We start from the raw sequence: 24,236 nt of genomic DNA on the forward strand, positions 1-24,236 counted from the left end.
ACGTCATGATGCGAGACGTTAGCCGGGACAGGGTCAACCCAATGCGCCGGCTTGCTATTCTATTGATGCACCCAGCTGCCGGCAGGGGTTTGTTCGAAGAATTGGGACGTTAGATCATCAATCCGTAAAAGAAGATTGTTTCGGCTTTGATTGATTCAGTAATTTACGTACAACCGGGTGCTTGGAAAATTGGTAGAAGTACCTTGCGGGTGCGTAAGATTACGATCTCCTTGCAGCAACGCAATCCCAGGGACCGGGGGCATGCATCTGGCTGGTACCGAGTCAGGCGCGGTTGGCAGGTGGGTAGTCGAGATAACGAGAGGTTGTCGAAGAATGCAACGGAACAAGAACATCGGGCCTGGTCATGGTTGAGTACGTCAGTGTTTGGACCTCTGCCGGAGGAATTGCCTGGACGCTGTTCGCCATTGGTATCGGCGTGCTATCCACCTTGCGTCTCAGCCGGGTGTTTTCACCCGCGAAGGGTGGGCACATTCCCCAAGGTGACGAAAAGCCCGAACAACCGGCATCCGCTCGCGACACGTTTGCGGAAGCGTTGTTTGCGACGGTGCCGATCGGCGTCATCGTGCACAACGCGGACGGTATCGTAGGACACGTCAATGCAGAGGGCTTGCGGCTGCTCGAAGCCGCGTCGCCATCGGAGATTGTCGGCAAAAACGTACAAACGGTGTTGTCGTCCGATTTCGAGGACGCATACACCGAGATGATCAAAGCGGTTCTGGCTGGTGAACCCCGGTCTATGACGCTGGAGCTTATCGGCTACCGCCAACGCAAGCGCTGGGTGGAAGTGCAGTTGGTTCGCTTTCAGCGTGTCTCGGAAATGCCGTACGAGTTGATGGCAATCGTACGCGATATCGATGAAACGCACGCGCTCAGCATGCAGCTCGTCGAGCAGCGCAACCGCCTTCACACCATCATCGAATCGGAACCCGAATGCGTGAAGCTGCAGGATCGCGATGGTGTGATCATGGAGATGAATCCGGCCGGATTGGCGATTCTCAAGGCCGACGATCCACACGAGGTGATCGGCAAAACCATCTATCATTTTTTGCAGAAAGACTATTCGCGCGCCTACCGTGAGTTGACGGACGATGTGTTTGCCGGGCATCGGCGCAGCCTGGAGTTCGAAGTCCTGACCATCAGCGGTGAGCGGCGCTGGCTCGAAACGCATGCTGCGCCTTTGCGCGACCCCACGGGAAAAGTATGCGCCTTGCTGGCGATCACGCGCGATATCGATCGCCGCAAAAGAGATGAGGAAAAGTTGCGTCGCCAGCAGGACGAGTTGGCGCACGTCTGCCGTCTCAGCACCCTGGGTGAGTTGGCTTCCGGGCTGGCGCATGAGCTCAACCAGCCGCTGTGCGCCTTATCCAGCTATGCAGAGACCGCCTCGAATCTGTCTGCGTCGGCGGGCGACCATACCGCCGATCTCGACTCGCTGCTGGGCAAGATCGTCAGGGAAGCGGAGCGGGCGAGTGGCATCATCGATCGCCTACGTGAATTCGTTCGTAAGCAGGCGCCGCAGCCACAGCCGAACGATATGGGCGTGTTGATCGAGGAGACGCTGCACCTGATCAACGCCGAGTGCAAACGCGGCTATATCGACGTGTCCGTGCAGTTGCCCCCGGCCTTGCCAAAGGTGAGCATTGACCGGGTGCAGGCCGAACAGATTCTGTTGAATCTTTTCAACAACGCCATCCAGGCGTCGATGGAGGTCATTCCGGAACGCCGCCGTATCGTGGTTGCGGCCACCGTCGATCAGGGCCGCGTGGCGGTAACCTTGCGCGACTATGCCGACGGTATTCCTGAACCATTGCGTGCACAGCTTTTCACGCCATTCTTTACGACCAAGAAAAGCGGCATCGGCATGGGGCTGTCGCTCAGCAGGAGTATTGCCGAATCGTTCGGCGGTCAACTGCTGTACGAACCGGCGCACCAGGGAAGCATTTTCACTTTGATCCTGCCGACGGTGGACGACGCCGAATGAACGCTTCTTTCGTCTATATCGTCGAGGATGACGCAGCCGTGCGTGATGCCTTGGTCACCTTGGTCAGATCCGTTGGTTTGAATGCCATCGCATTCGACAGCGCGGACGCATTCCTGGACGCGATGCCGCGGGAACGGGTCGCTTGCATTCTGACCGATATCTGCATGCCGGGCACCGATGGGATGACCCTGCAGCGCGTGATGAACGATAAGGGTATCGACATACCGCTGATTGCGATCTCGGCGCATGGCGATATCGCGATGGCGGTAGAGATGGTGAAGCGCGGCGCGATTGACTTTATCGAAAAGCCGTTTCGTAACCAGGTGGTGCTCGACCGTATTCGCGAAGCACTGCAGGTGGCGGAAGCGCAGAACAAAGACTCGATGCGTCAACGTGGCGTCGTCGCACGACTCGAGAGCCTCACCCCGCGCGAGCACGAGGTTATGTCCGAGTTGATTGAAGGGGTCAGCAACAAGGCGATTGCACGTAGGCTGTCTTTGAGTCCGCGTACGGTCGAAACGCATCGCGCCCATATTCTGCGCAAGATGGAAGTGGAATCGGTCACTGCACTCGTAGTGCTGTTAAAGCGCGTAGGGGTGCTGGATAACGCCCCGTAGTTTTACGCGCCAAGAAAGTAGTTGCGCTAATTTCTATCCTCTGGGTGGCTGTCTAAGGTTGTGTTCGAGTGAGGTCGCAAGCCCACCGTTCATAACCAGAATATCCCAGAGGAGGTCTCTCAATGTCTCTCGACAATGTCAAAGACGCGCTGACGAAAACGATCGCAGGCATCCAGAATGCGCCCAACACATCCAACGTCGTGTTCCGGGCGGATACTGAATGGGTCGAAGATGTGCGATGCGCTGCCAAAGTCAGACAGTTCGATCCGATCACCGTTGATGAGCCGCCTGAACTCGGTGGCAAGGATTCTGCGGCAAATCCCGTTGAACTGGTGCTCGTGGCATTAGGGACGTGTCAGGAGATCATGTATGCCGCTTATGCCTCCGTGATGGACATTCAACTCGATGCAGTAACCGTCCGTGCACGTGGCTATCTCGATCTGAAAGGCTTGTTCGGCCTCGATCCGAGCGTTCCCCCTGGATACAAGCGGATCACCTTTGAAACCGAGATCGAAAGCCCGGCCGACGATGACAAGCTCAGGAAGCTCATCGAGACCGTTGAAGGTCATTGTCCCGTGCTGGATATTCTGTGTCGCGCGCAATCGGTGTCCGGCAAAGCGACGGCTAACGGTCGGGTGCTGCACAACCTCGCCACAAACGCCGCTTAACTCAGCGAGGTATAAAAAATGAAAGGCTGCTATACCATAATGGCAGTTGTATTGCCGATCTTGTGTTTCCAGTTTTCGTCACCCGCCAACGCCTCGAACTACGGGACGGACCTCAACCTGACCATGATGCCGGCCGCCGGCGGTATGGGCGGAGTCGGCATTGCGCAACCGCAAGATGTCGGGGCCGCGGTATTCGGCAATCCGGCGACATTGACCCAGTACCAGGGTACGCAGTTCATGTTCGGCGCGACGTTCTATGACGTCAACGTGTCGGCAGAACACGACGGAACGACTTCGGGAACCCCCTGGTCGGCCGACTCGGATGCCGGACCTTACCTTGTACCGAATGTCGCACTTACCCAGTCACTGGGGAGCGACACGGTGCTGGGCGCCGGTCTGACGGTTGTTGCCGGCGTCGGCTCGGATTTCCGAAACGTCACCGGCAGCCTCGACCCCTTGGCGGAGATCCTGGTTTTCGGGGCGAACGCCGGTGTCGCCCACAAGTTGAACGAGAACTTCTCGGTCGGCGGTATGCTGACGATAGGTATGGGCCTGGGCCAAGCAGGTCTGAACAGCAATACGGCATCGACCAGCAATTTCGGTGTTCGCGGCACGCTTGGGGCGACCTATGAAGCGGGCGATACCACCATCGGGGCCTACTATCGCAGCCCACTGGCGATTAAGTACAAGAACATGGTGCAATACTCGGCGACGCAGTATCACAGTCCGACGTTCGAACAACCGCAGGAAGTCGGCATCGGCATTGCCAACAAAAGCCTGATGCGCGGTGACCTGTTGCTGGCCGCCGATGTGATCTGGAAGGACTGGTCGAGTGCCGAGAGTTATCAGGATCTCTACGACGATCAACATGTTTTCGCGATAGGCGCACAGTATTCGACGGGCCCCTATCGCATACGCGCAGGCTTTTCGCACGCGGACAGCCCGATAAAGAACAACGTCGGTTCTTCGGTCGGTGATATCACGTCACTGTCCGTCGGTGGAACGACGGTAGCGATGAATCCCGCCTTGACGCAGTATGTGCAGGCGACCAATGCCGAGGTGATCTGGGAAAACCAGGCGACGCTTGGTTTTGGCATGGATATAACGTCCAATATCGTTGTTGACGCGCATGTCGGCTACAGCTTCAAGCGGGATGAGCAGATCGGTGCGACCGATGTCGACGCGGGAGCATGGCAAGCCGGCATTGCGTTTACCTGGCAGTTCCAGTGACGGCTCGCTCGAACGCTTGGGCCGCCTGCGGCGTCCGAATTGCAGATCGGGCGACTCAGCGGAGAAGGGCGTCGAGGCCCAGGCACCATCCAGCTCTAGGTGCCTGAGAAGCAAACGCGGGGCGTTGCGGGCAAGCAGATAGTATTTTTCACCCACAGTCCATTATTGAATCGGAGATGCATGTTATGAAGAGATCGGTGTTGTTTTTCGTGTCGTTGTTGATGATCGCGCCGCCGGCAATGGTGCTGGCGAAACCCGACGACAGCCATGCGCTGCAAGGCGTTGAACAGGGAAAGGTGGTATTCGACATCAACATGGCTGAACCGAAAAAAATGACACTGTATCTCGATGTTATCCGCGAGACGGTGGACGACCTGGTGCGTCAAGGCGTCGAACCGAAGGTGATTCTGGCCTACCGGGGACTGTCGGTCAGGCTGGTTTCCAAAAACCGCGACAACATGGAATTGACCGATTTCGAACACCTCGACAAGATCGCGCAACAGATCGCCGACCTGCAGTCGAAAGGCGTAAGAGTCGAGGCGTGCTCGGTCGCGACCCGCATCTTCAATGTCGACAACGATTCCCTGTTGGACGGCGTTGTGCCGGTAGGTAATACCTTTGTTTCGCTGACTGGCTACCACGCCCAGGGGTATGCGAGCATCCCGATCTACTGAGCGCCAACCTCCGCGAGCCTGCGGTTGCGCAGGCTCGCATTTCGAATTATCCCGTCCGCAACATCTCCTGCCTGCCACCACCCGCGCCATCACCGTAGTATTACGGATAATCCGACGTACAGACTCCGGTTATTCTAGCCACACCAACGGATTAGCCTGATCTGGACCGGCGTGCCGACGCTCACCTTGCCGTTTTGAACGCAGTGCTGCGCGACATCCCGGCCGATCAATTCAAACTTGGTATCCGGAGGATAAGGCAATGCTTGATTCAGCATTGGAAAGAGACACTAGGGCCCGCCCATTCGAAAAGGTCATTCGACAGTTCGGCGAAATATTAAAAGACGACCGCAGCTTGATCGCGCAACTCGATCAAACGCCCGACAAAGACAGCTTCGTTGACCTCTACATTGCGCTCGGTGCACAGCACGGCTGTGTGTTTGGCCGTGAGGACCTGCTGATTGCCGTGCAGGAACAAAAACAAGGCCAGAACTGGGTGATTCCCAAGCCGGTACTGCGCCTGATCGCTGAACGTTTCTGAGCCGGGGAGAGCGCAATGAGCAACGACATCAACACCGACGCCGGGCGAAAGGTCGGCGAATGGAACGGCGAAAGCGCCCAGGCCCTGCAGGCCGAGCTTGAGCGCATCCGGGATCAATTGAAGACGGAGAGTTCGTCCGAGCGCCTCGTGGCGAGACGAATGCCGCACCGCGAACAGCTGCCGGAGGATCTACATGCCTTCAAGGCGTATCACATATGGGGCTGCGACCGCGAAGGCAACTGCCTGGTCGGAACGCATGCGAACCGGATCGAAACACTCGACAAGGTGCGCTCGTTCTCGTTGATCGAGCACCACTAGAAAACCTTGACCACGATCCACCGCAACCTGGCCCACGATCGTCAGGCTACGTCATTGCCTTCTCCGGATCATCTATGCTTTGCAAAAAAGCATAATGATCCGGAGAGAGGCATGTTCGGCGACGATCTGAGCACCATTCTGCCGCGGGTTCAGGAGATAGCCTCGGAAGTGGTCGCACCGCAGAGTGCAAGCATTGATGAACACGCCCGCTGGCCCGAGGCGAGCCTGCGCGCCATGCAGGACGCCGGGTTCGGCGGGCTGGTCGTGCCGAAACAGTTCGGCGGCAACGGTTGCGGCCTGTTCGCCCTGACACGGGTTTGCGAAACCCTCGGCCGGGAATGCGCATCGACCGCAATCTGTTACGGTATGCATTCGGTGGGATCGTCGGTTATCGCCGCCAACGCAACGCCATACCAGCAGGAACGGTACTTAGAGCCTATCTGCGCCGGTAAGCACATCACCACGCTGTCACTCAGCGAGGCCGGCACCGGGGCACATTTTTATCTTCCGCAGACCTCCCTTGAGGCGGTCGACGAACAGCATTTCCGGCTTACCGGCACCAAAACATTCGTCACCAACGGCAGCCAGGCGGATTCGTATGTCGTGTCGGCGGTCGCTACCGATCCGGATGCGCCGATCGGCCAGTTTTCCTGTGTGATCGTCGATGGAGATTCACCCGACATCGCGTGGGGCGCGCCCTGGGATGGGCTGGGTATGCGCGGCAACTCTTCGCGCTCTATGGAGCTACCCGGTCTGAAGGTGCCGCGTAGCAACCTGCTCGGCAACGAAGGAGATCAGATCTGGTACACGTTCAACGTCATCATGCCGCATTTCCTCGTCGCCATGGGCGGCACCTTTCTCGGCGTGGCCAGCTCCGCGCTGGAAGAGGCGCGCCGTCATATGGCACGCCGCTACCACGCGCATACCGGTACCAACCTGGCGCAATCGTCGGTGCTGCAGCATCGCCTGGCGACGCTGTGGTCGAGCGTCGAGCGTACCCGTCAACTCATCTACCATGCGGCGCGCAGCTTCGATAACGGTGAACCGGACGCGCTGGTTGCAGTCATGGCGGCCAAAGCCGAGGTCGCCGACTGCGTGGTCAACCTGGTCAATGAATCGATGACCTTGAACGGCGGGATAGGTTACCGCAAGGGTTCCAAGCTTCATCGGATGTTGCGCGATGCGCGGGCATGCCACCTGATGTCGCCGACCACCGACATCTTGCGTGTCTGGATTGGGCGGGCGTTGTTGGGTCAACCGTTGTTGGCCGACTGAAGGGCAGGCCGCCGTGTCGACAATCCTGAACGTCGCCAGCGAACCGATCGGGCACATCGGCCTGGTCGGCGTAACGAGCACACTGGCCGGCCAACTCGATTTTCACCTGGGGCACGACTTCGCGATCGCTGCCTGCGACGATGCCGACGCCTTGCTGGACCACCTGGAATCGGGCGGCGCTCTGCTCGACTCCGTGGTGGTTGACCTGGCGGCGGAAGAGGCGGTGCGTCTTGCGCAACGCATCCACACTTATGACAAGCTGATCCCGGTGTTCATCCTGAGCGCGCCTCACGGCAACGAAGAGCTGCGGCGGACCTTGATGTTCAGTCCGTTTCTCGGCAACGAAGTGATCGCCTGGTCGACCGACGACAACGATATCCTGCCCGAGACACTGCGCGATGCGGTCAACCGCCACCGCCAGCGGGTCCGTCACCGCAATACTCTGTCGAAGGCAACCATCAAGCTCGAAAAGCTGCCGCTGCAACGGCCCGAGGCCGCCCACTATCTCGACCGGCTGCTCGATTACGCGCCGGTGGGCGTGATGACGGTGGACACCGCCGGCACGGTGGTTACCCTGAATCGCCAGGCGCAATCGATTCTCGCGATCAGCGAGAGCCGTGTGCTCGGTCAGCCGCTGGCGCGATTCTTTCCGCCACCCGAATGGGCACGATTGATGGCGCTGCAGACGGCGTGCAATGTCGATGGCACGACACGTTGCAGCGACATCTTCGAACTCGATGCGGAGGCGAGGGGCGTTCGGCACATCGAGATATCGATCGCGCCGCTGGCGTATCGCACCGGGCAGCGCGGCTTCATGTTGATCCTGCAAGATGTTTCATCGCGCGTGGAGGCCGAGAAAGAACGCCAACGCGCCGAGGACGACCTGCGACAACATGCGGCGGTGCTGCGCCGTTTCCACGAAGTGACGTCGTCCAAGGTACTGGGGCTTGAGGAAAAGATCGACGAAGTGTTGCGATTGGGCTGTACGCAGTTTGGGCTGCCGGTCGGCGTCCTCACCCGTGTAGACGGCAATGAACTGTCCGTTATCCGTGCAGTCGGCAATGACAAGCTCTACGGGGCGGGCAGCAGCCATGATTTGCAGCACACCTATTGCAGCGTCGCCTTGCTGTCGAGCGAACCGCTGGCATTTTCCGATTCCGAACGCGGAGAGTGGGCTGACCATGCGGCATTTCAGGCGACCGGCCAGCGATCCTATATCGGCACCTGCGTGCAGGTGGATGACGACGCCGCGGGCACCCTATGCTTTTTCGACACGGTGCCGCGCGACAGGCCCTTCAATACCGCCGACAGCGAGTTGATCAAGCTGATGTCTCGCTGGGTCGCCAGCGAACTGCAACGCGAGCGTGCCAACGCGCTGATGCGCAAGCTGTCCGGTGCGCTTGAACGTACCGCCGATGCCATCATGATCACCGATCGTGACCGCTATATCGAATACGTGAACCCGTCATTCGAGCGGCTGACCGGCTATTCAAAGGAAGAGGCAATCGGCAAGAAGACCTACTTCCTGCGTTCCGGCCTGCACGATAAGAAGTTCTATGACGAGTTGTGGGGCGTGATCGGCAAGGGCAACGTCTATCGCGGCACGCTGGTCAATCGCAAGAAAGACGGCACGCTGTATCACGAGCAGAAAACGATCAGCCCACTACGCGACGCCAAGGGCGTGATCACCCATTTCATCTCGGCCGGTCACGATATCTCCGATCTGATCGAGGCCGAAGAGCTCAATCGGGCACATCAGGCCGAACTGGCCCATGTCGCGCGCCTGAGTACCCTGGGTGAGATGACCTCGGGGTTGGCACATGAGTTGAACCAGCCTCTGTGCGCGATTACCACCTACGCCCAGACTTGTCTGCATATCCTGCAGGGCGAAGACTGCAGCCCTGATCGCGTGCGCTACGGTGTTGAGCAGATCGTCAGCCAGGCCGAATTGGCGAGCGAGATATTTCGTCGTCTGCGCGATTTCGCCCGCAAAGGCGAGATCAGGCGCCAGCCGGTCTCGATCGCCAAGCTGATCAAAGAGGTGGTGTCCTTCGTTGCGGCCGAAGCGCAGCAGAAACTGGTGCGCATACAGCAGAACATCCCGCCGCGTATCGAAGAGGTCATGGCCGACTCGATCCAGATTGAGCAGGTCATGTTGAACCTGGTGCGCAATGCGATGGACGCCATCGCCGAGCTCGATGTGACACGTCGCCAGATATCGATCGCGGTCAGTGCGGACACCGAAGGTTGGCTGACCCTGGAGATACGCGACTGCGGGCCGGGCTGCCCCGACGAGATGGCCGATCGTCTGTTCGAGCCCTTCGTCACCTCCAAGAGCAAAGGGCTCGGCATCGGCTTGAGCATCAGCCAGGGGATCATCGAGGCGCATGGCGGCAAGTTGTGGCTGGCCGAAAACTCGCCGCAGGGCGCAGCCTTTTGCTTCACGCTACCGACCAAGGCGGCGGTCGATAGCGAGGCGGTGACCCATGTATAGGGTCAAACCGCACAACAACTGGTCGATCGTTCATGTCGTCGACGACAACCCGGCCGTGCGCGATGCCATCTGCTGGCTCGTCGAACAGGTCGGGCTCGAAGGCAAACCCTATGCCTCGGCGCAGGAGTTTCTCTCGGTATACGACGCAGAGCTGCGCGGCTGTCTGGTACTGGATATCCGCATGCCGGGCATGAGCGGGCTTGAACTGCAGGACAGGCTGCGCTCGACCTTTGCCCAGCTACCGGTGATTATCGTGACCGGCCACGGCGACGTGCCGATCACGGTACGCGCCATGAAAGCCGGTGCCTATGAGTTTCTGCAGAAACCATTCAACGACCAGGACCTGATCGACGCCATTCAAAGTGCGTTGTTGGAATACAGTGAGATCTGGCGTCGAGAAGACGAGCAGGCGAGGCTCACGCAGAACCTGTCGAGTCTGACGCCGCGCGAGCGCGAGGTGCTGCAGCATCTCGGCCTTGGCAAGCCCAACAAGGTCATCGCTTACGACATGGGCCTGTCGGTACGCACGGTGGAAGGCTACCGCGCCAATATCATGAGCAAGCTGCATGTCAGGACGATCGGAGAATTGATGCAGATCGTGCTCGACGCGGGGCTCAGCGCCCGCTGAACCTTGTTTTCTCCAGCGCCACCGTAGCGCTATGCACACATCGCTTCCCTCCCTTATGTAGAACACGCCCGGCGCTCACGTAGTTTTACGGCTGTCGCCGCCGGGCGCCGATTTCATATAACTACTACGACGTCATAACCAATACTTCGCAGCGATTCTATCCGTCTGCGAGAACTTATCGGAGGAGGAACATCTGACATGAGCAGACTGATTTTTGGCCACCTGGTCTATCTATACACGCCGCTGGGAATCATCGCCTGCATACTCGGCATACTCAAAGGCGGCGACTGGGTTTGGGTTGGTACCGGTATCTTCGCGATGAACATCGTGCTCGATACGGTGACCTCTTCATTTCACACGAAAGGCGCCCAAACAAAGCGCGATGGCAAACCGGCAGGCGTCGGTCCGATACTGAACCTGATGATGTACGCGCAGCTCGTCAGTTTCGTCGCGCTGCAGATGGCGCTTGCATGGCGCGTATTTCAGTACGCGAGCGGGGCGCCGGTTGAAACAATGGTCTATTCATTGCCGGCATGGACCGGCCTCGAAGCCAGCTTTGCCTACACCAGCGGTATCACCGGCATCCAGCTCATCGGGGCGACGTTGAGCGCCGGCATGCACCAGGGTCTGGGCATCATGTTCGGCCATGAGCTGTCGCATACCAAGGGTATCGGCTTCTTGATCTCACGCTGGATGATGGCCTTGTCCGGCGCCGCGCACTTCTGCTTCGCACATGTCTACAACCATCATCTGGAACTCGGTCGCGCCTGGATGGGTCCGGAAGGCAACAAGATGGGTGAGGATACCGATCCGGCAACTGCGCCTCGCGGACGCAGCATCTATACCCACTTCGTGATCTCGCATATCGGTCAGTCGTACTTCGGCATCATGACGGAGAAAAAACGCCTGTCGCGTCAGGGCAAGAGCTTCTTCTCGCTATCCAACCGCTGGATTCGTGGCTACCTGATGAGCGTGCCGACGGTCGCCTTGTTTCTCGGGGCCGGTTACCTGGGCGGCGGGATGAGCGGCCTGTTGATCGGCTTGGCCGTGATGCTGGCGGTGTGGGTGATATCCAACTTCGAACTCGAAGCACTCAACTACATGGAGCACTACGGGCTGATCCGCGTGAAGGACGAGCCGATCGAATACCGTCACTCGTGGGACAACGACAACGCCTTCACCAGTTGGGCGTTCATCGAGATCGGTCGCCAGGCCGACCATCATGACCGCGGTGAGACGCACTTCTGGGAGCTGTCCAGCGTGGGAACGGCACCTGACGGCGCCCCGAATGCACGTATCGGCTACTACGCCGAGTTCTGCCTGGCACTGGTCCCGCCGCTTTGGCACCACGTCTACAAGCGCAAGCTCGCTATATGGGACCGCGACTTCGCCAGCCCAGAAGAACAGAAGATCGCCCGTGAGATCAACAGAAAGGTTGGCTACGAGATCGATCCGGACGAGGTCAAAGGGCAGTCGCTGGCAGTGCCTTACGCGATGTGACCGAGCAACGCAGGTACGGCGATCGGTCGTGATGCCGATCGCCGTCCAATGACAGCATACGAAACCTGGAGAGAGACAATGACGACATCAGAACAAGCCGTGATGCACGAACAAGATGCACAAACCAGCCTGTACGACAGGCTCGGAGGCCGCCCCGGGATCGAGGCGATCGTCGAAGATATTTGGAATAACCACGTCAGCAATCCCTTGATCAACAAGCGCTACGCCGACAGTGATCCGAAAGAGGTCAAACGCCTGGTTGCAGAGATGTGCTGCGCCGGGTTCGGTGGGCCGGAGACCTATACCGGCAAGGACATGATCGCAGCGCACAAGGGCATGAACATCAACGATACCGAGTTCGTCGCCGTGTGCGATGACGTACTCAAGGCGCTCGATCAAAACAACGTCGGCCAACGCGAGAAAGACGAGATCCTGTGCATCCTGTACTCGCTGAAGAACGACGTGGTCTATCAATAGCCCTTCTCATCCTGCTGCCACCGCACAACAAGGCCTTTCGATATGTTCCGATTCTTTGCCCGCAAGCAATCCTATGTAGCCACGTTGCCCAATGGTCAACGCGTGACGGTCAAGCCTGGCGAGAATCTGCTCAAAGCTGCGTTGGAAGCCGGCATCGCCTGGCCACACAACTGCCGGGTCGGCAGTTGTGGCGAATGCCGGTCACGTTTGGTATCGGGAAAGATCAAAGCGCTCAACGATTTCAGTTACGTACTTTCGGGCGCAGAGTTGGATGACGGCATGATCCTCGCGTGCCAAACCTGTCTGCGAAGCGACATCGAGGTGGATGTGCAAATCGACGGTAGCGTGGCTCTCAACAAGCCCGAGTCGTCGCCCGGCTGGATCGTCGGCCATCGCATGCTGACCCACGATATCGTCGAACTGTGTATCCGATTGAACGAGCCGATGCCCGCCTACCTGCCCGGGCAGTACGCGGAGCTGAGCATACCCGGCGTCGTCGACGAACCGCGCGCCTATTCCTACGCAACGTCGCCGACAGGGCAAGACATCGATACCGTCACCTTCTTTGTCCGCCGGGTGCCAGGCGGGCGGATGACCGGTTGGTTGCACGAAACCGACAGAAGCGGGACCAAGGTGGTCGTCAACGGTCCGTTCGGCAACTTCTGGCTGCGCAAGTCGCATAAACCGGCGGTGTTCGTCTGTGGGGGAAGTGGACTTGCACCGATCAAGGCGCTGCTGGAACAGCTATCGGCCGAAGGCTTCGGGCGCGACGTCCGCTTGGTCTTCGGTGCGCGTTCACAGCGGGATCTGTACTGCGTGGAAGATATCGAGGCGATCTCCAGGACGGCCGGTGGCCGCTTCAGTTTTTTGCCCGTGTTGTCGGAAGAGCCTGCGGATAGCGGTTGGAAGGGCCTAAGAGGACTGTGTACCGAATATATCGTTGATCCGAACACGGACATCAGCGAGAGCGATGCCTACCTGTGCGGCCCGCCCGGAATGGTGGATGCCGCGATCGAGGTATTGCAGACCAATAACGTCGGGGACGATTGCATCTATTTCGACAAATTCCTGGATGCCTCACATGCACCAAAGGCGCGGGTGGCCAATGTGTGATGTAGGCGACCAGCGAGTGGTTATCAACGTTCGCTCACTGCCGATTGCCTGGAGGAAGGGCTATGAAAGTTGAATGGGACGAGAAGGCGTGTTGCCACAGCGCAAACTGTGTCAAATCGTTGCCGGAGGTGTTTGCCGTCGAGAACGGTAGTTTCGTGTCGCGGCCGGAGAATGCCGATGAGGATCGTGTGCGCGAGGTGGTCGCCGCCTGTCCGGGGAATGCCTTGAAGATCGTCGACGACTAGCGGTGTACCGCCGTCGATCTGCGCGCTACCCGCCCGGGGCCCCATCAACGGGCTCCGGTGTGGTCAGCGCAAAGTCGAGGACGCGACGCTTGTTCCACCAGACCTTGCCCAGATAAACACCGGGTTCGACCTCGCGGATCTCGTCCCTTACGTTTCTGGCGAAGAATGACGTAGTGGAATAGTCGATGATGATAGTTTGCGCACCATCGAGCCAGCTTTCGCCACGAAACACCTTGGCCGTGATCAAGGTAATCCCCAACGGCAGGATGCGGTTGGTTAGCAATCCTGCATCGGCCAGCGGATCGGTGACGTCGAAAACTTTGCCCTGCCAAGCCAAAAGGCGCGCACCGGTGGCGACCGTGTCCGAGAGTTCGGAACCTGCCAGGATTGCCGTGCCGTGCATCTCACCGACCGGTAGTCGACCGGGCTCGGCGCGTTTGTAGACATCGTCGAGTTGTTCGCGGCTCATCCCGAGCCAGTTTTTGACCGTCGCGTGCATTGCTCGCACCTCCTTGTCTTCGCGTATGGTCCGATCAACGCCGCGATGGAGTCATTCCTCGGTGGCGTTCCTGACGTCGGCTGCAGCGTCGTATACCCGCCGACGTACGGCATTCATCCTCCCCAAGGGCGCATGCGCAGGAAGGCTTTGCCAGGGATTGAAGCGGCTGCGCTCACACCGTGCCAGCACGTCAACGTCATCGACCGCCTGATCGGGTATCGTGATCGTGGCGACCGGGATAAATGGCGATTGGTCTTCGTCCCATACGACCGATGCGTCTTCGATCGGCATGGCCTCAGGATCCGTCTGGAGCTGGACACCGAAGTGCAGGCACGCCGGTGCTTGTCGCAGATGCTCGACGACCGCCGAGCGCAGTTGATCTTTGCCTGGCTTGACGGCAACTTCGGTCTGATACGTCGAGCAAGGTGTCACCGAATATTTGACCGCCTGTGCCGTGTGTTCGCCGAGACGAAAGGGCACGGTGCTCCAATAGTGGATATCGAGCGGACTGAGATGCCTTGCGCGTGCTCGAAAGACGGTCCATAGCGCTTTGAGGTGTGGGTCGAAAGGGTTGAGAAAAAATCCCAACTCGTCGCCTTGCTCGCGTGCACGAATGAACGCAAGGAACTCCTCAGGCGTAGCGACGAACAGGGCAGGGTAGCTGTTCAGCAGGAAATCCTGTTTTCCGGGTTCACCCCAGAGCACTTCTGCGTCGACATCCGAGAGGCGGATCGACAAACCGCGGATGTCTCTTGCGGCGTCGTCTGCCTGGGTGGCATTGGCAAAGCGCAGGTATGCCGGATAGCTTCTGGCGTCTGCGAACACGCCATGGCGAAGTTCTTTGGGAATCTCCGCATGCACTTTGAACTCGGCCGTGACGCAGGCGACCGTCTTCGCCTGATTGAAGCGGGGAACACGATCGCTTTGCCTGTCGCGCAGCGTTATCGTCTCGATGCGCCGGCTCATCTCGGTGGCGAGTTCGTCAACCGGCATCGGTGGTGTTTCGCCCGTCGTGCTGCAACCGGCCAACACACACAACATGGCAGCTGCTGCACCGGCCCGGTTTGGTCTCGATCGATCCATGATCGGGCGTTCCGTTTAAGCTAGTTTGCGAACGCCGGATCGGATGCCGCGTCCGGGCGCGGTCGCCAGTCGAGGCTGTAGTACTCGCCACGGTCTCGCGCCCAGGGGTCGAACACATTCTTCACAGGCAACAATTCCTGCGTCAGGTCCGGTAGGTTGCGCAACAACACGCGCTTCAGCGGAGACACCTCAGCCACGTGGCCGTTGTCTTGCTCCGGTTCGAGGCAGGCATTTGTGCCGTCAATACGTTCGCTCAAGGGGTAGGGGCATTCTGCCAGCGGTCCGTTGTGTTGCAGCCAATCGTAGCCCAAGGTCGAATAAAACTCGGGGCGGTAGCTCGAGGTGAAGAAACGATCACTGAAAAGACGGCGCGAGGCGTTGAGTATAAAGATATGAAACTGCGTTTCAGAGATCGCAAAGCCATGCGGCCGGGTGTACTCGGCCAGCCAGCCGACCATGTTGTCGATATCTTCGACGTTGTCGACAAGCGTGCCATCAGGATGACCCAGGCAGTCATCGATAAAACTGCCGTCTGCGTTGCGCTGCACGACCGAGATGATCTTGCGCTTGTCACAGGTATGCGTTCCATAGACTTCACGCAGCATCTGCACAGTCTCTTCCTGGTGCTTGCGCCACGGATCGTTCTCGTCGAGACGTACATCGACGAAGTCGTCGAAGCTGGTGAGCAACTTCAGGCCGATCTGACGGCGAAACTCATTGAAGCGGGGTACGCCGCGCTCACGGTCGCGGATGATATCCAGTGCAACGATATCCAGTTTCTTGCTCGGTGAATCCAGATGCGGCATCGGCAGGTTCTGCAGAAACACCGGCAGGTTGCGCAGGTGCAGAACACCAAGGCGCTGACGCCCCATACTGAGTGCCCAATTGTCGATGCCGCGACCTTGCATAAACTCGGTCGCACCACCACGTACGGTCTTGGCCACCGGTATCTTCGCCTGGATGGCGTTTGGATCGGCCTTGTCGCGGAACTCGATCAGGTCGGGCACCAGCGCATGCAGGCGATAGACCGAGGTGAACTCCTCGGGGAAATTGAACGGTGAGCCGAAGTGATTGATACCGCCGTTCACGTCACCGAGCAAATCGTCAATATCCCAGGCGTCGTGTTTCCACCACAGGATGCCACTGGGCTTGCTGTTGCCGATACCGAAGATCCCGGCGCCGGAAGCCAGCACCGAGTAGGCCGAGTTCGCCTTCTTCGCGTTTTCAGAGTCGGCGAGCAGGCCGGCCAGAGAATCCGTTTTGCGACTCAATAAGCCTTCGTTCTCAGACACGATACGGCGCAGGATCTGCGACACGCGGCTCTCTTTCTGATTGAACAGTCCAAACCAATTCGCGTTCATCGCGGCGTGCAACGGCTCGTCGTACAGCAGTTGGGTCGTCCATTCGATGGTGTGGATCTTGGCGATCTCAGCCGACACAACCAACCGGGCCACCTGGAACAGGCGCTCGTCGCCAACGTCTTTGTAGGCGATTACGCGCTCCGGGTCGTTCGGGTCGCGCAGTCCCGAATCCTCATCGGGCGTGCGCTGCTGCAACTCGCGAAAACGGTCTACAAAGTAGTTGTGTTCTCGCGCGAACAGGTTGTGGTAGAAGCTCATGCCGATATTCCAGTTATCGGGAAATCCGGTGGCCTCCTGTCCGCGCCACTGCGGTTGCACCGGGCAGTCTTCGGAGTAGCTCGCGCAGGTCGGCAGCAACGGCAGGTAGTTGTTGGGCGCAAGCAGTTTGGCGGAGTCGTTCGGATCGCGCTGGACGCGTTTCTGCGACGGCGTATCGTGCCCGTAAATCTGCGAGGCATCCCACCAGGCGGTGACCAGGTTGCCGGTAGTCTTCAGCGGTCGCTTGGCATGTCGCTCACCGCCGTGGTCGAACGTCTGCGGCTCACCTGACGCCTGAAACAGTGAAGGCTCGCGGCGATCACCGGCGCGACAGCCGAGGGTTTGCGCCTGGTCCGACGTGCACCCGACCGGCTCCAGGCCGGGCGTGTTGCGGCCTTCGGCAGTGTGCGAGAACCAGTCATGCGTCATGAACTGAATCCAGAACGCCGCCAACACGTTGAAGAAAGGCGCCTTCATATACTCGCAGTCGACGTCGGCAGAGAAATCCGGCGAACCCATGCCGTCTTTGCACCCATTGCCGGGCGATTGCGTGCGTGTGAAGAGCTTGCGACTGATCAACTGCGGGTCGGGCTTGAGGAGATCGATGCGGCCGGCGTGACGGTTGCGCGTGAGTTCAGTGAGACCGAGGCGGGGAAAGGTGGCCTCGAACTGCATATTGCGATTGAACGGCATGCCCGACGAGCCCATCAACGGATTTTGCAGGTCGTTGCAGATGCCGGTCAGGGTTCGGTGGGTGATCAGATCACCCCGGCATACCTGCTCGTCGGCGCCACCCACCGCTGTGTAGTGCTCGTGATCGGCCGGCAGGCGCATCTCATCCCATTGTTTAAGGGTTGCACCCGGCAGGCCGTCGCGCCCGGCGAGATAGTTGTCGTAGGTATTGGGGTCGAACAGGTTGAACTTGATCAGTTCGATTCGCTGATATTCGAGGTCGAGCAGGGCGCCGTCGATGCCGCGGCCGTTGGGGAACAGGTGATCGCCCAGCTTGGTCTTCGCCTCGCGACCCTCTTTTAACGAACGCCCGTCGCCCGTCGCGTAATAATTCTGCCAGTCCACCCAGGGGCGATCGCGGTACTGCGCAGCCTTTTCGCCGCCACGACAACGCGCCGTGTCTTCCTCGACCTTGCCGAGGAAGCGCTTCGACCGGTCGTCAGGTATCTCGAGAAAGCCTTCCGCTGCGGCCTTGAGGCACGACCGGGTGTCGTCATCGGCCAGGACATCGTTTGTCGTAGCAACGCAGAGCAGCGTGAACAGTGCCGCGACGGGCGTACGCTTGATCACTTGGCTTTTCCTCATCTTGTCTCCCCCGTAGGCTTATCAACCCGCGCGACCTTCGACGGGTGTTCCACTTCCCTGTGTATTTCGCCGACAGCCGGGCTCGCCTGTCGACGCCCACAGCAAAGAGTACAGCACCGATTCCGCGGTAGCGGGTTGAGAATCCGACGCGACGAGAGAGCGGGTCAGATGCATTTTCTGTCAGGCAATTCCTACAACCTCGATGGTGACAGGCTCAGCCAGTTGCGCAACCCAGGACAATCGACGCGTCCCTGCCGTTGTATACGCAATCGCGACCACTTCATGCATTCCAGCCCTTTCGGCCATCACGTCGCCGGCATCTAAGTACAGCGTTGGACATCGGAATGTCTGGCGCAAGACCAGGGTCTGGCTCCGGTTGGTCGAGCTGCAGCCGGAGCGGTATTACGCCCGCCCATGTCGCGCGTTCCAGATCACGAGCTGCGTCAACCGGTGGCCCGGAGCGAACCTTGGCGGACCCTTCTAAGATGGGAATCGCGATGACCGTCGTTGCCCGGATCTCGGCTTCGCTCGCCCGCCTGACTTCCGCCAGTCGGCCCGGTAGCATCCGCTCGATCAATGCATCCAACACACGCTGCTTAAGGTCACCGTCGACAACCTCGTTCGCCTTGCCGTACAACATCACGGAACGGTAGTTCAACGAGTGGTGCATGGCCGATCTCGCCAATACCAGGCCATCGAGCAACGTAACCGTGATGCACAGATCGGCACCGGCGATCATCGATTTGAACGTCGCATTGGTCGTGGCGCCGTGGACGTAGAGACAATCCTCGTGGCGGACGTACGCCGTGGGTAGCACCCGAGGAGAACCGTCGAACACGACCCCAATGTGGCAGATCAAGCCATCGTCAAGGATTGCATTGATCGTCGAGCGATCGTAAGTGCCCCGGTTGGCGCGCCGCTCGAGTGTTGTCCGTGCAGTCTGTTTCAGTTCATTCATGGCGTCTTGGCTCCTGGTTCGATGCGACCAAGCATGCGAGAATCACGGTCTGTCAAAAAGGGCCAGTTTTTCCAATATGGCTAGGCCAGTTAAAACCTGGGATATCGCGATCGAACTCGATCCGAGTGCCGCTGAACCGCTGTTTCTTCAGATTGCACGTGGTATCAGCGCCGATATTCAGCGTGGGCGGCTCTTGGCTGGAACAAGACTTCCCGGCAGCCGCTCGCTGGCGGCGACATTGAGCGTGCATCGCAATACCGTTGTCGCTGCATATGAAGAACTCTTGGCCGAAGGTTGGCTCGAGTCATCGCAGGCGAGCGGCACCTTTGTTGCCGATATCCTGCCGCCGTCCGTGCCTAAAAAGCGCAATAACTCGCCACGTAGGCTGCGGCAACCAGGATACGAGTTGCCTGAGCGTTCGTCTGGTCTCCCAACCGATACACCGAACCGCGACGAATTACTGCCGATGGGCGATGGTGTCTGCGACCCGCGATTGCTTTCGGTTACCGAGTTCGGTCGTAAATACCGCCGTATTCTGGAAACGCATCGGTTGGAGGTGTTGAGCTACGGAAATGCGCAAGGGCATCCTCGGCTGCGACAAGCGCTTTCCGAGATGCTGAACACGGCGCGCGGTCTCGATACCGACAGTTCTCAAGTACTCGTCACACAGGGCACGCAGATGGCTCTCGATCTGGTGGCACGTGCACTGATAAGTCCCGGTGACGTCGTCATTGTCGAGGCGCTTGGCTATCGCCCCGCGTGGGCGGCATTTCAGCAATACGGCGCCAAGCTGGTCCCTGTGAGAGTTGATGCCCAGGGTATCGACACAGATCGCATCAAGGCCATCGCCGCAAAACACAGGGTGCGTGCTGTCTACACCACCCCGCATCATCAATACCCGACAACGGTGATAATGAATCCGGCAAGACGAATGGCATTGCTCGAACTCGCGCAGCAACACCGCTTCGCCATCGTCGAAGATGACTACGACCACGAGTACCATTACGAAGGCCGTCCGGTGTTGCCCATGGCCAGCCGTGATGCCCACGGCGTGGTGATCTACCTTGGCACGCTGGCCAAACTACTGGCGCCGGGTATCCGCCTGGGATTCGTTGCCGCACCGGCAGCTGTAACTGAACTCTTGACTGCACACCGCCTGATCGTCGATCGACAAGGCGATCACCCGCTGCAGATGACCGTCGCTGAGTTGCTCGACGACGGAACCATACCGCGCCATGCCAGGCGAGCTCGAAGAATCTACCAAGCCAGGCGCGATCATGTCGTCAAAGCGCTACGCAAACAACTGGGCGGCGCCATCACCTTCAACGTGCCGCAGGGTGGCATGGCGCTATGGGCCGAGGTCTCCGGCGATATCAACGTAGAGGCATGGGCGAGAAGCGCGATTGAGCACGGCGTGGCTATCCGCACAGGCGGTAGCTTGGCATTTGACGGCCGATATCGGCCAAATATCCGCTTGGGATTCGCCGCACTCGACGAACGCGAGTTGGACACGGCTGTCCGTCGCTTAGCGAAAGCATTGGCTAATACACCGAAGAACTGAACACCGAATCGCCACCTTGTGCCGCGGCCCGGTCAAGCGGGCGTGGGGCAATGCCAACCCAACGGAAGTGGTTGACGCCGCCGTCGGTTTGCGGCTATTCAGGCGTTCGTACGGTCGGAGATTCCCGCGCGAGTTTGGGCGACTAACGGCCGACAGATAGTGAGGAGGAATACACGATGTTCAGGACCTTGATGCTGCTGACTTTGGTCGCACTCATCAGCGGCGTTTCGCACGCTGCGCCAGACACGATTCTCTACAACGGCAAAATATTGACCGTCGATGCCGACTTCAGTACCCGGCAAGCGCTCGCAATTGAGAGCGATCGTATCTCCGCAACCGGCACGGACGAGGACGTGCTGGCCCTGGCGGACGCACAGACCCGCAAAATCGATCTGCAGGGAAGGACGGTTATCCCCGGCCTGATCGACAACCACGTGCATATCGTACGCGGTGCCCGCCAGTGGACGCGCGATGTGCGCCTGACAGGCGTGCTCACCCGCGCTGAGGCCAAACGATTGATCGCCGAACGCGCAGAGAAGCTCGGCGACGGCGAATGGGTGTTGGTACTGGGCGGGTTTACGCCCGAGCAATTCAGCGACGACCGCAAACCCTTCACCCGCGAAGAGCTCGACGAAGTCGCACCGAACAACCCGGTGTTCATGCAAGTGCTGTTCGGTATGGGGTACGCCAACTCGCAGGCATTCCGCGCTATCGACATCGACGAGGATACGGAGATCGCCTGGCTGGAGATCGCCAACGACATCGATCTCGATGCCAATGAACGACCCACCGGAACCGTGCGTGGCGCCGCGATGAATCGCATGTTGGCGAAGGTGGCAGAGCCCGACCTCGCCGAGGCCAAGGAACGGGCCTTAGGCAACATGCGCGATCTGCACGCCATGGGTGTGACCAGCGTATTGGATGCAGCCGGTGGCACCGGCCTGGACCTGTCGCTCTACGAGCCTTACGTCGAACTCGAAAAGGAAGGCAAACTCAAACTGCGCCTGTTTAATCTGTACAGCCCGGCCGTGATGGAACCGGGAAAAACCGGTGGCCTCGACCAGGAACTCTCAGCCTTGCCGTTCATGGAAGACAGCAATTGGCTGCAACGAACCGGCGTAGGGGAGCGCCTGTATAACCCGATTCACGACTCCATGCTGCAACCGGCCGCGAATGGGCCACAGCACAAACAAGCGTTTGCCGATCTGGCAAAGCAAGTCGCTGCCAAGCGTTTACACCTGCATCAGCACGCCACCCACCCGCGCTCGATGAAGCAACACCTCGATGCCTTTGAAGCGATCGACAAGCAATACTCGCTGAAGGAACTGCGTTGGGTATTCGCGCACGCAGATGGTATCGATCCGGAGATTCTGCCGCGGGCGAAGGCGCTGGGTATGGGCATCGCTTCGCACAGCCGCCGCCTGATATCCGGCAAATCGTTCTCTCATCCGCTGGCGATGTTGGCGTTTGGCAATCCGCCACTGAAAACCATCCAGGCCTCCGGCATCACCTGGGGCCTGGGCACCGATACCATGGTGGTCAACCAATCGAATCCCTTCTATACGCTCTGGTGGGCCGTATCCGGCCGTGCCATGAACGGCGACCAACTCACCGACGAGACGGTAACGCGCGAACAGGCGCTGATCGCACATACGCGAAGCAATGCCTGGCTGGTATTTCGGGAGGACGAACTGGGCAGTCTCGAACCCGGTAAATTCGCCGATCTGCTAGTGCTGGACCGGGATTATCTGACCGTTCCGGAGGTCGAGATCCGTCGCATCAAGCCATTGTTGACGATGGTCGGTGGAGAGATTGTGTATGGCGAACTGCCATAGCTTGGTTACTGTTTGACCTCGCTCGACAACGCTCGCGCGGTCTTTCAGCGATAACCATGCTGCTACTGCATCTGCTGTTGGACAGTGGCTGTCGCGCAGTTGAAATCAACCGCAGAAGGCGCAGAATGGAACGGGAAGGGCTAGCGTTCGGTTAGTCCTGAGTTGCCTCGCGCAGACGAGGTGCGCAAACATGCCCGCGACCGCCGGAATCGCCAACAAAACCACGTGGACGCGTCTGCTGGTCGCTGTTCTGGCCGGTGCCGTGGTGTGGGGAGCGGCGGCGTGGGTCTTCCCCGGGACACAGGCTATTCTGACCGGCCTTATTGCGTTTCTCGTTATCCTGTGGACCAACGAAGGCCTGCCACTGGGTGCAGTATCACTGCTCCCGCTGATCCTGTTCCCCGCGTTCGGTATCGCCGACATGCAGGCGGTTGCGGCCAACTATGCAAATCCGATCATTTTTCTGTTTCTTGGTGGCTTCATGCTCGCCATTGCGGTGGAAGCGACCGGGTTGCACCAGCAGATCGCGTTCCGCCTGCTGGCCATTTTCCCCAACACGGCGCGCGGCATGATCTTCGCGCTTGCCCTGGTAGCAGGGCTGCTCAGTGCGTTTCTTTCCAATACCACCACCGCACTGCTGCTGATGCCCTTGGCTATGTTTCTCACCGACGAACCGCGACTCAACGTGCGATTTGCCCTGGCCATCGCATACGGTGCCAGCGTCGGTGGCGTCGCTACGCCGATCGGCACGCCGCCTAACTTGATTCTGCTCGGGTTCATGGAACAACACGCCATCGAACCGTGGGCGTTCGTGCAATGGATTGGCTTGGTGCTGCCGCTGGAAATCGCGATGTTTATCGCCGTCGGCATGCTGCTGTCGTTCGGTGTCAGCGAGACGCGCTTGTCACGCCCCGCATCAGCAGAAAAACTCAACCCGGGTCAACGCCGCGTCGCCTACACGCTGGGGGGACTGTTGCTGCTGTTGTTGGTCAATTCACCGATCCAGCCGTTTTACGCGGGTCTGGGCCTGGACGAACGCGCGATCTTACTGGCTTTCGGACTCAGCATGTTGCTGCCTGGAGTAGGGGTGTTGAATTGGACCGACTGTCGCAAGATTCCGTATGAGATCATCTTTCTGTTCGGCGCCGGCTTTTCCATCGCACATGCGTTCGGCGCAACAGGCCTGTCCCAGGCAATCGGCGATCTGCTGCTCGCACTGACCACACTCGACCTGTGGTTGCTGATTGTTATCGTTGCCCTGCTTGTGACCTTCACCACAGAGATCACATCCAACACCGCACTGATCTCGATGATTCTGCCGGTGGTGCACTCGGTAAGCAGTAGCGGCGCCCTGAACTCGACGCTGTTCATGCTCGTCGCAACCATCTGCGCCAGCTACGCCTTCATGCTGCCGATAGCGACCCCGCCGAATGCGATTGCCATCGCATCCGGTACCGTGCGGCCTCTGACCATGATGCGGTTCGGGCTGTTGCTGAACCTGACCGGGATTGCGTTGATCAGCCTGTTCGCGCTGGGTTATTGGCGATTCGTGCTTTGACTATTGCTCGGCGGATACCCCAAGAAC

Annotated in this window: 21 protein-coding genes; 17 read left to right on the forward strand and 4 right to left on the reverse strand. The window is 59.1% G+C overall.

All coding sequences use genetic code 11. The annotated features are described in order from the left end of the window. Window positions 1-364: 364 nt before the first annotated feature. The 14 genes from B1781_RS11535 (at window position 365) to B1781_RS11600 (ending at window position 13,779) form a co-directional block, all read left to right on the forward strand. A complete protein-coding gene (locus B1781_RS11535; RefSeq protein WP_078119811.1) occupies window positions 365-2,002 on the forward strand; it encodes a PAS domain-containing sensor histidine kinase in 1,638 nt (545 codons plus the stop codon). Next, window positions 1,999-2,619, forward strand: a complete 621-nt coding sequence (locus B1781_RS11540; RefSeq protein WP_078119812.1) for a response regulator transcription factor — start codon at window positions 1,999-2,001, stop codon at window positions 2,617-2,619. Before B1781_RS11535 ends, B1781_RS11540 begins: the two co-directional genes overlap by 4 nt. Before the next feature lie 122 nt (window positions 2,620-2,741). Next, on the forward strand, window positions 2,742-3,287 hold the full coding sequence (locus B1781_RS11545) for an OsmC family protein (RefSeq protein WP_078119813.1): 546 nt from the start codon (window positions 2,742-2,744) through the stop codon (window positions 3,285-3,287). Between the two features lie 39 nt (window positions 3,288-3,326). Further along, on the forward strand, window positions 3,327-4,517 hold the full coding sequence (locus tag B1781_RS11550; protein ID WP_164513357.1) for an OmpP1/FadL family transporter: 1,191 nt from the start codon (window positions 3,327-3,329) through the stop codon (window positions 4,515-4,517). Between the two features lie 185 nt (window positions 4,518-4,702). Continuing rightward, window positions 4,703-5,191 (forward strand): DsrE family protein, encoded by a 489-nt coding sequence (locus B1781_RS11555; protein ID WP_078119815.1) that lies wholly within the window; start codon window positions 4,703-4,705, stop codon window positions 5,189-5,191. A gap of 259 nt (window positions 5,192-5,450) precedes the next feature. Continuing rightward, a complete protein-coding gene (locus B1781_RS11560; protein ID WP_078119816.1) occupies window positions 5,451-5,729 on the forward strand; it encodes a hypothetical protein in 279 nt (92 codons plus the stop codon). A gap of 15 nt (window positions 5,730-5,744) precedes the next feature. Further along, window positions 5,745-6,047, forward strand: a complete 303-nt coding sequence (locus B1781_RS11565; RefSeq protein WP_078119817.1) for a hypothetical protein — start codon at window positions 5,745-5,747, stop codon at window positions 6,045-6,047. Between the two features lie 111 nt (window positions 6,048-6,158). Beyond that, window positions 6,159-7,322 carry an acyl-CoA dehydrogenase family protein gene (locus B1781_RS11570; RefSeq protein ID WP_078119818.1) on the forward strand — a complete coding sequence of 388 codons (1,164 nt, stop codon included), beginning with the start codon at window positions 6,159-6,161 and terminating at the stop codon, window positions 7,320-7,322. 13 nt (window positions 7,323-7,335) lie between these two features. Then, on the forward strand, window positions 7,336-9,816 hold the full coding sequence (locus B1781_RS11575) for a PAS domain S-box protein (protein ID WP_125932042.1): 2,481 nt from the start codon (window positions 7,336-7,338) through the stop codon (window positions 9,814-9,816). Continuing rightward, window positions 9,809-10,444: a response regulator transcription factor gene (locus tag B1781_RS11580; RefSeq protein ID WP_078119819.1), complete on the forward strand. Its 636-nt coding sequence runs from the start codon at window positions 9,809-9,811 to the stop codon at window positions 10,442-10,444. The genes B1781_RS11575 and B1781_RS11580 overlap by 8 nt, the downstream gene beginning before the upstream one ends. Before the next feature lie 198 nt (window positions 10,445-10,642). Beyond that, on the forward strand, window positions 10,643-11,944 hold the full coding sequence (locus tag B1781_RS11585) for a fatty acid desaturase (protein WP_334223698.1): 1,302 nt from the start codon (window positions 10,643-10,645) through the stop codon (window positions 11,942-11,944). 78 nt (window positions 11,945-12,022) lie between these two features. Next, window positions 12,023-12,421 (forward strand): group I truncated hemoglobin, encoded by a 399-nt coding sequence (locus tag B1781_RS11590; protein WP_078119820.1) that lies wholly within the window; start codon window positions 12,023-12,025, stop codon window positions 12,419-12,421. A 42-nt stretch (window positions 12,422-12,463) separates the two neighbouring features. Beyond that, window positions 12,464-13,534: an NADH:ubiquinone reductase (Na(+)-transporting) subunit F gene (locus tag B1781_RS11595; RefSeq protein ID WP_078119821.1), complete on the forward strand. Its 1,071-nt coding sequence runs from the start codon at window positions 12,464-12,466 to the stop codon at window positions 13,532-13,534. 62 nt (window positions 13,535-13,596) lie between these two features. Further along, on the forward strand, window positions 13,597-13,779 hold the full coding sequence (locus B1781_RS11600; protein WP_078119822.1) for a (4Fe-4S)-binding protein: 183 nt from the start codon (window positions 13,597-13,599) through the stop codon (window positions 13,777-13,779). Between the two features lie 25 nt (window positions 13,780-13,804). Here the strand turns inward: B1781_RS11600 and B1781_RS11605 are convergent, their stop codons facing one another. The 4 genes from B1781_RS11605 to B1781_RS11620 all read right to left on the reverse strand — a co-directional run bounded on the left by B1781_RS11605 (window position 13,805) and on the right by B1781_RS11620 (window position 19,255). Continuing rightward, on the reverse strand, window positions 13,805-14,278 hold the full coding sequence (locus tag B1781_RS11605; RefSeq protein WP_078119823.1) for a hypothetical protein: 474 nt from the start codon (window positions 14,276-14,278) through the stop codon (window positions 13,805-13,807). 51 nt (window positions 14,279-14,329) lie between these two features. Continuing rightward, on the reverse strand, window positions 14,330-15,361 hold the full coding sequence (locus tag B1781_RS11610) for a catalase family protein (RefSeq protein ID WP_125932043.1): 1,032 nt from the start codon (window positions 15,359-15,361) through the stop codon (window positions 14,330-14,332). 20 nt (window positions 15,362-15,381) lie between these two features. Then, window positions 15,382-18,297, reverse strand: coding sequence for a peroxidase family protein (locus B1781_RS11615; RefSeq protein WP_078119825.1), 2,916 nt, complete (start codon window positions 18,295-18,297; stop codon window positions 15,382-15,384). A 280-nt stretch (window positions 18,298-18,577) separates the two neighbouring features. Then, complete coding sequence (locus tag B1781_RS11620) at window positions 18,578-19,255, reverse strand: pyridoxamine 5'-phosphate oxidase family protein (RefSeq protein ID WP_078119826.1); 678 nt, start codon at window positions 19,253-19,255, stop codon at window positions 18,578-18,580. Between the two features lie 76 nt (window positions 19,256-19,331). Between B1781_RS11620 and pdxR the strand changes: the two genes are divergently transcribed. From pdxR to B1781_RS11635, 3 genes are all read left to right on the forward strand, one after another. Beyond that, window positions 19,332-20,816 carry a MocR-like pyridoxine biosynthesis transcription factor PdxR gene (gene pdxR / locus B1781_RS11625; protein WP_078119827.1) on the forward strand — a complete coding sequence of 495 codons (1,485 nt, stop codon included), beginning with the start codon at window positions 19,332-19,334 and terminating at the stop codon, window positions 20,814-20,816. A 176-nt stretch (window positions 20,817-20,992) separates the two neighbouring features. After that, complete coding sequence (locus B1781_RS11630) at window positions 20,993-22,651, forward strand: amidohydrolase (RefSeq protein ID WP_078119828.1); 1,659 nt, start codon at window positions 20,993-20,995, stop codon at window positions 22,649-22,651. Between the two features lie 190 nt (window positions 22,652-22,841). Beyond that, entirely contained in the window at window positions 22,842-24,209 is a 1,368-nt protein-coding gene (locus B1781_RS11635; RefSeq protein WP_078119829.1) for an SLC13 family permease, read from the forward strand. Window positions 24,210-24,236 lie beyond the last annotated feature (27 nt).

The organism is Thiosocius teredinicola, assembly GCF_002009425.1.
In the GTDB taxonomy this organism is placed as follows: domain Bacteria; phylum Pseudomonadota; class Gammaproteobacteria; order Chromatiales; family Chromatiaceae; genus Thiosocius; species Thiosocius teredinicola.

What these genes read in the sequence shown, in the direction of transcription:
- B1781_RS11535 (WP_078119811.1), top strand. Translation starts at nt 365, where the DNA reads ATGGTTGAGTACGTCAGTGTTTGGACCTCTGCCGGAGGAATTGCCTGG.
- B1781_RS11540 (WP_078119812.1), top strand. Translation starts at nt 1,999, where the DNA reads ATGAACGCTTCTTTCGTCTATATCGTCGAGGATGACGCAGCCGTGCGT.
- B1781_RS11545 (WP_078119813.1), top strand. Translation starts at nt 2,742, where the DNA reads ATGTCTCTCGACAATGTCAAAGACGCGCTGACGAAAACGATCGCAGGC.
- B1781_RS11550 (WP_164513357.1), top strand. Translation starts at nt 3,327, where the DNA reads ATGGCAGTTGTATTGCCGATCTTGTGTTTCCAGTTTTCGTCACCCGCC.
- B1781_RS11555 (WP_078119815.1), top strand. Translation starts at nt 4,703, where the DNA reads ATGAAGAGATCGGTGTTGTTTTTCGTGTCGTTGTTGATGATCGCGCCG.
- B1781_RS11560 (WP_078119816.1), top strand. Translation starts at nt 5,451, where the DNA reads ATGCTTGATTCAGCATTGGAAAGAGACACTAGGGCCCGCCCATTCGAA.
- B1781_RS11565 (WP_078119817.1), top strand. Translation starts at nt 5,745, where the DNA reads ATGAGCAACGACATCAACACCGACGCCGGGCGAAAGGTCGGCGAATGG.
- B1781_RS11570 (WP_078119818.1), top strand. Translation starts at nt 6,159, where the DNA reads ATGTTCGGCGACGATCTGAGCACCATTCTGCCGCGGGTTCAGGAGATA.
- B1781_RS11580 (WP_078119819.1), top strand. Translation starts at nt 9,809, where the DNA reads ATGTATAGGGTCAAACCGCACAACAACTGGTCGATCGTTCATGTCGTC.
- B1781_RS11585 (WP_334223698.1), top strand. Translation starts at nt 10,643, where the DNA reads ATGAGCAGACTGATTTTTGGCCACCTGGTCTATCTATACACGCCGCTG.
- B1781_RS11590 (WP_078119820.1), top strand. Translation starts at nt 12,023, where the DNA reads ATGACGACATCAGAACAAGCCGTGATGCACGAACAAGATGCACAAACC.
- B1781_RS11595 (WP_078119821.1), top strand. Translation starts at nt 12,464, where the DNA reads ATGTTCCGATTCTTTGCCCGCAAGCAATCCTATGTAGCCACGTTGCCC.
- B1781_RS11600 (WP_078119822.1), top strand. Translation starts at nt 13,597, where the DNA reads ATGAAAGTTGAATGGGACGAGAAGGCGTGTTGCCACAGCGCAAACTGT.
- B1781_RS11605 (WP_078119823.1), bottom strand. Translation starts at nt 14,278, where the DNA reads ATGCACGCGACGGTCAAAAACTGGCTCGGGATGAGCCGCGAACAACTC.
- B1781_RS11610 (WP_125932043.1), bottom strand. Translation starts at nt 15,361, where the DNA reads ATGGATCGATCGAGACCAAACCGGGCCGGTGCAGCAGCTGCCATGTTG.
- B1781_RS11615 (WP_078119825.1), bottom strand. Translation starts at nt 18,297, where the DNA reads ATGAGGAAAAGCCAAGTGATCAAGCGTACGCCCGTCGCGGCACTGTTC.
- B1781_RS11620 (WP_078119826.1), bottom strand. Translation starts at nt 19,255, where the DNA reads ATGAATGAACTGAAACAGACTGCACGGACAACACTCGAGCGGCGCGCC.
- pdxR (WP_078119827.1), top strand. Translation starts at nt 19,332, where the DNA reads ATGGCTAGGCCAGTTAAAACCTGGGATATCGCGATCGAACTCGATCCG.
- B1781_RS11630 (WP_078119828.1), top strand. Translation starts at nt 20,993, where the DNA reads ATGTTCAGGACCTTGATGCTGCTGACTTTGGTCGCACTCATCAGCGGC.
- B1781_RS11635 (WP_078119829.1), top strand. Translation starts at nt 22,842, where the DNA reads ATGCCCGCGACCGCCGGAATCGCCAACAAAACCACGTGGACGCGTCTG.